This window comes from Mesorhizobium sp. WSM3873 (genome assembly GCF_001672445.1).
Taxonomy (GTDB): domain Bacteria; phylum Pseudomonadota; class Alphaproteobacteria; order Rhizobiales; family Rhizobiaceae; genus Mesorhizobium.
The window spans coordinates 1-1,274 of record NZ_LYTM01000051.1 but is presented as its reverse complement, the minus strand read 5'-3'; the positions used below and the strand labels follow the sequence as shown (position 1 = coordinate 1,274).

General features: G+C 65.4%; 1 protein-coding gene. It reads left to right on the top strand.

Annotated elements, in window-relative coordinates:
* On the top strand, positions 1–1,274 hold a 1,274-nt coding region (locus A9K71_RS24560; RefSeq protein ID WP_067002249.1), incomplete at both ends, for an HlyD family type I secretion periplasmic adaptor subunit.

The window sequence follows — 1,274 nt, the reverse complement described above, 5'->3', positions numbered from 1 at the left end:
TCGATCCGGGCACCGGTGTGGATCGGCCTGCTCATCATCACCGCCTTCTTCGGCGTGTTCGGCGGCTGGGCGGCGGTCGCGCCGCTCAATGGCGCGGTGCTTGCCGATGCGGTGGTGAAGGTCGAGGGCAACCGCAAGAGCGTCCAGCATTTCGACGGCGGCACGGTGAAGGAAATCCGGGTCAAGGACGGGGACATCGTCAAGGCCGGCGATGTGCTGGTGCTGCTCGACGACACCCGCGCCCGGTCCGAATTCAACCTCTATTCCCAGCAATATGCGCTGCTGCGCGCCACCGATGCCCGCATCCGCGCCGAGCTGGACGGCCATGAGGCGGTTGCCTTCCCGAACGACATCACCGCCGAGCACCAGGCCTATCTGCAGGACGCCATGGCCAACCAGATTGCCGACCTCGAGAGCCAGCGCGCCTCGATGGCCGGCGCCAGGCAGATCCTGCAGAAGCGCATCGCCGAACTCGACGAGCAGATCGATGGCAAGCAGGCGCGCGTCGAGTCCTTCCGCGCGCAGCTCAAGTCGACGATCGACGAAAAGGCGAGCCTCAACAAGCTGCTGAAGGCGGGGCTGACGACGAAGCCGCGCATCCTGGAGCTCGACCGCTCGGCCTCCGACCTGCAGGGCCTGATCGACCAGGCGCTCGGCGAGATCGCCGGAAATCGCCAGAGCAAGGCCGAACTCGAAAGCCAGATCGCGCAGCTCACCAACGAGCGTCGCGCAAAACTTTCGGCCATGCTGATCGACACCCAGTCGAACCTTGCCGATCTGGTGCCGAAGATGTTTGCCGCACAGGCCACGGTGGACCGCGCCGAAGTGCGCGCGCCCTATGACGGCCAGGTGATGGACTTGACCGTCTTTTCGACCGGCGCGATCGTCGCGCCCGGCCAGACCATTTTGGATATCGTGCCGACCAGGAATTCGCTGATCGTTCAAGCGCAGGTCAAGGTCGAGGACATATCCAGCCTGCGCGCCGACATGACGGCCGAGGTCCGCTTCACCTCGTACAAGCAGCGCACGACGCCGGTCATCCACGGCCGCGTCACCCGCGTCTCGGCGGACCGCGTCACCGATGCCAAGACCGGCTTTCCCTATTACGTCGCCGACGTGGCGGTGGATCAGCAGGAACTCGCCGCTGCGCCGCAGATCCAGCTCTATCCCGGCATGCCGGCGCAGGTCATGATCGTCACCGAGGAACGCACCGCGCTGGACTACATTCTGGGGCCGCTGACCACGTCCCTGCATACGGCCTTCCGGCAGAAGTA